Source organism: Variovorax sp. P1_H12_2 (assembly GCF_056405335.1).
Map to the genome: position 1 here is coordinate 1 of NZ_JBFUCI010000342.1, position 7,132 is coordinate 7,132.

Below are 7,132 nucleotides of genomic sequence, written 5' to 3' on the forward strand. Positions count from 1 at the left end.
CAATCAGGATCGGGCGGCTGGCCTTGGAAAGCAGATCATGTACGCGCACCGCGTCTTCCAGGGTCGCCTCGGCGCGTGCCACGCCGTGAACCCGCGCGGGCTGCCGCTCGACCACTTCAGTCAAGACGTCTTCGGGCAACTCGACGGCGACCGGCCCCGGCGTTCCCGAGGCAGCCGCGGCAAAGGCGCGGGCCATCACTTCGGCGGCGCTTGCCGCCTTGTCGATGCGACCGGTCCATTTCAGCAGGCCGGAGAACGCTTTGGCGGAATCGATTTCCTGAACGGCGCCGCGGCCCAAGTTCGGCGTTTCGACCTGGCCAATCAAAAGGATCAGCGGAACCGCTTCTTCGGCCGCCACGTGGACGCCGATCGCAGCATTGAATGCCCCGGGCCCCCTGCTCGCCATGACGATTCCGGCGCGGCCCGTCAGCTTGGCGTCCGCAATCGCTGCAAGGGCCGCCGATCCTTCGTGGCGACATGTCACCAGATCGAAGTCGCGCCGCGCGTAAAGCGCGTCCAGGAGCGCCAGGAAGCTTTCACCGGGTACGCTGAATGCACGGTCCGCGCCATGCGCGACCATGCTGTCGACAATGGCCTCGGCAACTCGATACGTCATGACCGCCCCTTTTTTCATGCCGCGTTCACGTCGACGACCAGGCGGCCCCGGATCTCGCCCCGCATGAGCCTGGCGGCTGCATCGATCGCTTGCGACAGCGGAATCTCGGTCGCAATGTCTTCCAGGATCGGGCCATGCAGATCGCGCGCCAGCCGCTCCCACGCCGCGACACGGTCTGCCTTCGGCCGCATCACGCTATCAACGCCGATGAGGCTTACACCGCGGAGGATGAACGGCGCGACCGACCCAGGCAGGTCGAGCCCCTGGGCCATGCCGCACGCAGCGACCACGCCGTTGTATCGAAGCTGCGCGCATACGTTGGCCAGCGTGTGGCTGCCAACGGAGTCCACGGCGGCGACCCAGCGCTCTTTCTGCAGCGGCTTGCCCGGTTCGCTCAACTCCCTGCGATCGATCACGTCGGTGGCGCCGAGCCGCCGAAGATACTCGGACTCGTCGAGCCGCCCCGTGGACGCCGTGACCGTGTACCCGAGCTTGGCCAACAGGGCGATCGCAACGCTTCCGACGCCGCCGTTCGCACCCGTCACGAGCACCGGCCCATCGCCCGCCTTCAGCCCGTGCCGCTCCAGGGCCATCACGCACAGCATGGCTGTATACCCTGCGGTACCGATTGCCATGGCATCCCTGACGCCGAAACGCTTTGGAAGCGGAATCAACCAATCGCCCTTCACGCGCGCGCGCTGTGCAAGCCCGCCCCAATGGGTCTCGCCAACGCCCCAGCCGTTAAGCACCACCGTGTCGCCCGGCTTGAACTCAGAATGGTCGCTCTGCTCCACCACGCCCGCAAAGTCGATGCCCGGCACCATGGGAAAGCTCCGGACGACGGGACCCTTTCCGGTGATGGCCAAGCCGTCCTTGTAGTTCAGCGTGCTGTATTCGATTCGGACCGTGACGTCGCCTGTGGGCAGGCGGTTTTCATCGATCTCGGCCAGCGAGGCGCGGTAGCCTTCCGCGTCTTTTTCCACGACGATGCCTTTGAACATGTTTTCGCTCCAATAAGAATTCAGTGATCCGCTGCGTTGCGCGGCGAGGCCTGGGCGCATACACCCAGGCTGGACAGAAATGCCTCGATGAAGGTCTTCAGGGGTCGGTCCGTCTGCACCAGCCTGGCTCGAAGCACGGCCCCTTCCCAGGCGATCCAGAAGAACTCGGCGAGCTGCTCGACGTCCAGCGTTGCCGAGATGGTTCCTGCGGACTGAGCCTCCCGGAGGCAGCGAGCCACCCGCTCCTGCCAGCCGACAAGAATGGCGTCGAGGCGTTCGCGAAAATCCGGAGGAAGGGCACCCAGCTCCTGGCTCAGGTTGCCGACCAGGCATCCCCGTGTGAAGCGGTGCTTGCGCATGCCTCTGGAGGCATCGGCGATGAAGTCGGCAAGCCGATCGAGCGGTGCGCGCTCCTGGTTCGACAACCATCGATCGAGCTTTCGCTTGAAGTAGTCGTCATAGGCGTCCATCACGGCCGCTCCGAACGCATCCTTGTTCGCGAAGTAGTGATAGAACGAACCCTTGGGCACAGTCGCCCGCTTCAGCACGGCATCCAAGCCCGTCGAACTGAAACCCTGCTCGGTGAGCAGCTCCATCCCGCATCGGATCAGTACGTCGCGCGTTGCCGCATACGCTGGCGCAGGCCGCCTGCCGCGACGCACGGCCGCTTGGGGTTTTTCTGTCATGCGGCAATTCTAGACCGATCGTCTAGAGAACATCCACTGCTTTCTCCCAGGCGCGCACGCATCCGCTAAGGCCGCACCAACATGCGGACACGCATGCACTTTCATTGGGCGATCTGCACTTCATTGCAGGGTCGACGGATTGAATTTGCATATTTCTCCCGACTTGATCGCAGGCCCAAGTCTTGCTCGTAAACCCCAATGCGAGTCCTAATTGACACAATGTGTCCTGTAGCCAATACTTCTACCACCTCCTCACTTCTGCAGAAGGAAGCCCCATGAAGCCCCACTCCATCAAGAAATGGCTTGTCGCCGCCGGCCTCGCCTGCCTGGCCATCACCACCGCGCTGGCCGACGAGCCGTATCCGTCGAAGCCGATCAAGCTCGTTGCGGGTTTCCCGCCAGGGGGCCCCACGGACATCATTGCCCGCGTGATTGCGCAGGCCCTTGGCAAGGAGCTCAATGGCACGGTCATCATTGACAACCGCGCTGGCGCCGGCGGCGTCATCGGTGCCGACGCCGTGGCCAAGTCGAAGCCGGACGGCTACACCCTGCTCGTTGCGGTGGAGTCCTCGCAGACGCGCGGCCAAGCCCTGAACCCGACGCTTTCCTATGACCAGCTCAAGGACTTCGCCTATGTCAGGAACGTCGCCAAGCAGCGCAATCTCGTCGTCGTGAATCCCGACGTGCCGATCAACAGCATCAAGGAACTCATCGCCTACGCCAAGGCGAACCCCGGCAAGCTGAATTTTGGCGGCACCTTCGGCGCCACGTCGCACATCGGCGGAACGCTCTTCGACGCGGGCAACGGCACGCAGCTGACGTTCGTGAACTACAAGGGCGGCGCACAGCCCATCACTGACCTCCTGGCCGGCGTGGTGCAGGTCGGCTTCTTCACCGAGGCGACGGTCGCCCAGCACATCCGCGCCGGAAAGATCAAGGCCCTCGCGGTCGCCGCGCCGGAGCGCTCGCCCGCGTTCCCCGATCTGCCCACGCTCCAGGAAGCCGGCAGCAAGCCGATCGATCTTTCGCCTTGGTTCGGTATTGCGGCGCCTGCCGGCACGCCGGRTCCTGTCGTCCAGAAGATTGCGGCGGCGCTCGACAAGGTGGTGACGAGCCCCGAGTTCCTGGCGCAGCTGGAGACGCTCGGCGCCGTTCCGGTGAAGGTGTCGACACCCGATCTGTACACCAAACAGGTGGCCAAGGAGATCGTGTTCTGGAACGATTGGGCGAAAACATTGACGACTCCCTTGGCCCGCTGAGCGACTGCCGACCGCGCATTCGAACCCGATGAACTTCTACGACCTCTACGACGAGAGACTGTCCGCGGCGGAAAGATCGCTCGTCCAGGCCGCCAGCAACTTCTGCCGCGGCGAATTCAGCGCCCATCTCCTGGGATCTCACACGCAGGGCCGCGCCTACGATGTTTCATGGATCGACAGGTGGGCAAAGGAAGGCTTTCTGGGACTTCAAGCGCCAAGGGAATTCGGCGGCCACGATGCCTCGTTCCTCTGCAAGATCCGCGTGGCCCAGACGATGGCGGAGCATGGCTTTGCCGCCGCCTTCGCCATCAACAATCTGCAAGGCTCCGTGACTCGCGTGGCGCGCTTCGGTTCCGAGAGGCAACGTGCCGAGCTTCTCGGCGCCATGCTGGGCGGGCGAACGTTGTGCGCCCCCGCGATGTCCGAGCCCGATGGCGGCAGCGACCTGGCCGCGCTGAAGACGAGGGCACGGCGCGTGGACGGCGGATGGCTGATCAGCGGCACGAAGTCGTGGATCACCAACGGTTCGATCATCCAATGCGCAAACCTGCTTGCAAGAGTTGACCCAGCCGGCGCGGAAGCAGTCGGCGATATCGCGTCTTTTCTGGTGCCCCTGGTTGACGGGCCGACGCTGCGAAGGGAAGAACTCGTCATGCCGGGCGCCCGGTCCTTCCGACTGGCATCCCTGGTTTTCCAGGATCATTTCGTTCCCGACTGGTGTGTCTTCGACCCGCCAGGGCGGGCCTTCAAGTCTTCCATGGCATCGGTCAACGCCGCACGCGTTCATGTCGCGGCGATGTGCGTCGCCTCTGCCAGAGCGGCCTTGGCAGAGACGGTGGGCTACGCGGAATCAAGGCAAGCCTTTGGCAAGCCGCTACTCAGGCACCAGGGATTCGGGTGGGAGCTCGCGGAGGTCTCACTGCGCCTGGAGGCGGCCAATGCACTCGTGCTGCGCGCAGCGATTGCCGTGCAAACAGGAAAGGCGGCGCTGACGCTGGCCGCGCAGGCGAAAAAGTTCGCCGTCGACGTGGCCGTCTGGACACTCGACCAGTGCCAGCGTGCAATGGGCGCCACCGGCGCGAGCGCCGATCACCGCCTTGCCATGCTGTCGTGCGAAACACGGCTGGCGGCATTCGGCGATGGCACCAGCCAGATGCTGCTCGAACGCATAGCCAAAGGTCTGGCCAAAGACTATGGGCCCGCCCGCACAGAAGGAATCTGATCAATGAGAAATGTGGTCGTCAAGGACGCAAACGCGGCAGTCAGCGGTCTGCGCGACGGAGACACGGTGATGGTCGGGGGCTTCGGCGGCGCGGGGGTTCCGCGCGGGATGATCGAGGCAGTCTTGGACCTGCGGGTGCGCGAACTGACCGTCATCTCCAACAACGCAGGCTCCGGCGGCCAGGATCTCTCCCTGTGGTTCGGTGCGCGCATCGTCCGGAAGATCATCTGCTCCTATCCGCGAAGCGCAGACGTGTTCGCCGATCAATACCGGGCCGGCGAGGTTGAACTCGAGTTGGTTCCGCAGGGCACGCTGGTCGAGCGCATCCGGGCCGGAGGCGCAGGCCTCGGCGGATTCCTGACTCCGACGGGCGTGGGCACCGTGTTCGAAAAGGGCAAACAGAAGGTCGTGGTCGATGGCCGCGTGTTTCTTCTGGAGAAGCCCTTGCGCGCGCAGTTCTCATTGCTCAAGGGCCGGCAGGCCGATGCGCTCGGCAACCTGAACTACAACAAGACGGCACGAAATCATTCTGTGGTGATGGCTACGGCCGGAGAGGTGGTCTCAGTGGAAGTCGACGAACTCCGGGAGCCCGGCGAGCTCGACCCCGAAGGCATCGTCACCCCGTGCATCTTTGTCGATCGCGTCTTTCTCTCGAGGCCCGCATGAACTCTCTATCCAGACTGGAACTCGCGCGCCTGGTCGCACACCAGCTTCCCAAGCAAGGGTTCGTCAACCTCGGCATCGGAGCACCGACGAGCGTGGCGGACTATCTTCCCTCCGATACATCGGTCATGCTCCACAGCGAGAACGGCATCCTCAACGTCGGTCCCAAACCGGCCCAGGGAGAGGAAGACCTGGATCTGATCAATGCCGGGAAGGTGCCCGTCACGCTCGCCCGCGGCGGGTCCTTCTTCGACTCGAGCCTGTCGTTTTCGATGATGCGCGGAGGGCACCTCGACATTGCCATCCTCGGTGCGTTCCAGGTATCCCAGCACGGCGACCTGGCCAACTGGACCACCGGCGACCTGAACGGTGCGCCGCCGGCCATTGGCGGAGCCATCGATCTGGCCGTGGGAGCAAAACAGATATGGGTGATGATGGAGCACACCACGCGCGACGCCCAGCCTCGCCTGGTAGAGCGTTGCACCTTGCCACTCACGGCGGTGGGGGTTGTGGCCAAGGTGTTCACGAACCTCGCGATCATCGACGTCACCGGCGATGGATTCGTCGTGCAGGCGCTTTTCGAGGGTGCATCGCTCGAATCCGTGCAGCAACTCACCGGGGCGCCGCTGAAGCTGGCGCCAACGGTGAGGCGATTCTCCTCGGAAGGGGTGCTGGCGCCGCCCCCCTGAGGCCGGATTCAGGCTGCGGGTCGAGCCGCGGCTCTGAACCTATGCGGTGGCGGCGATCACGACAAGCGCCGAAGCTGGTTCGTCGGTGAGCGCGGTCAGCTTGTGCGGAATGGTGGAGTCGAACTGCACACAGTCGCCTGACTCCAGGCGCTCCTTGCGTGCCCCGATCTGCATTTCGATGTGGCCGGTCAGGACAAAGAGGATTTCTTCGCCCTCATGATGGCTCATGATCCGGCCGCGCTTCTGGGTTTTCCCCGGACGCACGATGAACGCCCGCATCACGCGGTCGTTGCGAAGGCCCGCGACCAGCGAGAGATGCATCGTCGGATCTCCTGCAATGGACCCATTGCCCCGAACAATCGAAACGACATCCACTTCCGACTGCTGCCCAAAGAGCCGGTCTACCGTCACACCTAGGGCCTTGGCGATATTGAGCGCCGACTCGATCGACGGCGTGGATACGCCCCGCTCAATCTTCGACAAATAACTGCGCGTCAGCCCTGAATCCCGGGCCAGATTCTCCAGCGTCAGTCCGCTTTGGACGCGCAGGTACTTCAGATGTAGTGCCAAGACTTTGAAGGGATTCTCGTCAGACTGCGCAGCTGTACGGGAATCACTGGAAATTGCTGTGGGGCCTGATTCTGGCACGAGTATGGCGCCMATCGCCTCGCCCAGGATCGGCGCAACCACTTGTCCACTGCTTTCCAAAGCCGTCGCCTACAGATCGAGAACCAGGCGCGGTCCAGCACACTCCGCAACGCACACGATCACTTCATGCGCGCGTTCCTGGGGACTCAGGACGCGGTCGCGATGGATCGGCGGCCCCTCGATCCAGCGCGTACGACATGCACCGCAGATACCGCCTGCGCATGACACTGAGATGTCGGCCCCCATAGATTCGAGGGTGGCCAGAAGGCCCACCTCAGGACGAACCTCTAGCTCACGTCCGCTCTTGGCCAGCACAACGCTATAGGATTGCGCGTCCGGGGTGGACGC

The 7,132-nt window shown here is 63.8% G+C and carries 9 protein-coding genes; 4 read left to right on the forward strand and 5 right to left on the reverse strand.

The window, feature by feature from the left end:
- The 3 genes from AC1D2K_RS26185 to acuR all read right to left on the reverse strand — a co-directional run.
- Positions 1-634, reverse strand: a 634-nt coding sequence (locus AC1D2K_RS26185) for a thiamine pyrophosphate-binding protein (protein WP_478092199.1), incomplete at its 3' end; no start/stop codon positions are given.
- Positions 631-1,617 carry an acrylyl-CoA reductase (NADPH) gene (acuI, locus tag AC1D2K_RS26190; RefSeq protein WP_478092200.1) on the reverse strand — a complete coding sequence of 329 codons (987 nt, stop codon included), beginning with the start codon at positions 1,615-1,617 and terminating at the stop codon, positions 631-633. The genes AC1D2K_RS26185 and acuI, both read right to left, overlap by 4 nt.
- Before the next feature lie 20 nt (positions 1,618-1,637).
- Positions 1,638-2,303 carry an acrylate utilization transcriptional regulator AcuR gene (gene acuR, locus AC1D2K_RS26195; protein WP_478092202.1) on the reverse strand — a complete coding sequence of 222 codons (666 nt, stop codon included), beginning with the start codon at positions 2,301-2,303 and terminating at the stop codon, positions 1,638-1,640.
- 275 nt (positions 2,304-2,578) lie between these two features.
- Between acuR and AC1D2K_RS26200 the strand changes: the two genes are divergently transcribed.
- Genes AC1D2K_RS26200 through AC1D2K_RS26215 form a run of 4 tightly spaced genes read left to right on the forward strand, consistent with a single transcriptional unit; the run spans position 2,579 to position 6,136 of the window.
- Positions 2,579-3,562 carry a Bug family tripartite tricarboxylate transporter substrate binding protein gene (locus tag AC1D2K_RS26200; protein WP_478092203.1) on the forward strand — a complete coding sequence of 328 codons (984 nt, stop codon included), beginning with the start codon at positions 2,579-2,581 and terminating at the stop codon, positions 3,560-3,562.
- A gap of 28 nt (positions 3,563-3,590) precedes the next feature.
- Complete coding sequence (locus tag AC1D2K_RS26205; RefSeq protein ID WP_478092205.1) at positions 3,591-4,784, forward strand: acyl-CoA dehydrogenase family protein; 1,194 nt, start codon at positions 3,591-3,593, stop codon at positions 4,782-4,784.
- A 3-nt stretch (positions 4,785-4,787) separates the two neighbouring features.
- The gene (locus tag AC1D2K_RS26210) at positions 4,788-5,450 is read left to right on the forward strand and encodes a CoA transferase subunit A (protein WP_478092206.1); all 663 of its coding nucleotides are present in this window, start codon (positions 4,788-4,790) and stop codon (positions 5,448-5,450) included.
- Positions 5,447-6,136 carry a 3-oxoacid CoA-transferase subunit B gene (locus tag AC1D2K_RS26215; RefSeq protein ID WP_478092208.1) on the forward strand — a complete coding sequence of 230 codons (690 nt, stop codon included), beginning with the start codon at positions 5,447-5,449 and terminating at the stop codon, positions 6,134-6,136. The genes AC1D2K_RS26210 and AC1D2K_RS26215 overlap by 4 nt, the downstream gene beginning before the upstream one ends.
- Positions 6,137-6,175: 39 nt before the next feature.
- Here the strand turns inward: AC1D2K_RS26215 and AC1D2K_RS26220 are convergent, their stop codons facing one another.
- Together AC1D2K_RS26220 and AC1D2K_RS26225 are read right to left on the reverse strand one after the other, a co-directional pair.
- Positions 6,176-6,826, reverse strand: coding sequence for a helix-turn-helix domain-containing protein (locus AC1D2K_RS26220; RefSeq protein ID WP_478092209.1), 651 nt, complete (start codon positions 6,824-6,826; stop codon positions 6,176-6,178).
- Positions 6,827-6,853: 27 nt separating this feature from the next.
- Positions 6,854-7,132: 2Fe-2S iron-sulfur cluster-binding protein (locus AC1D2K_RS26225; RefSeq protein ID WP_478092211.1), on the reverse strand; the 279-nt coding region annotated here is incomplete at its 5' end.

Excerpts from the sequence above, each read along its gene's own strand:
- acuI (WP_478092200.1), bottom strand. The coding sequence starts at position 1,617 with ATGTTCAAAGGCATCGTCGTGGAAAAAGACGCGGAAGGCTACCGCGCC.
- acuR (WP_478092202.1), bottom strand. The coding sequence starts at position 2,303 with ATGACAGAAAAACCCCAAGCGGCCGTGCGTCGCGGCAGGCGGCCTGCG.
- AC1D2K_RS26205 (WP_478092205.1), top strand. The coding sequence starts at position 3,591 with ATGAACTTCTACGACCTCTACGACGAGAGACTGTCCGCGGCGGAAAGA.
- AC1D2K_RS26210 (WP_478092206.1), top strand. The coding sequence starts at position 4,788 with ATGAGAAATGTGGTCGTCAAGGACGCAAACGCGGCAGTCAGCGGTCTG.
- AC1D2K_RS26215 (WP_478092208.1), top strand. The coding sequence starts at position 5,447 with ATGAACTCTCTATCCAGACTGGAACTCGCGCGCCTGGTCGCACACCAG.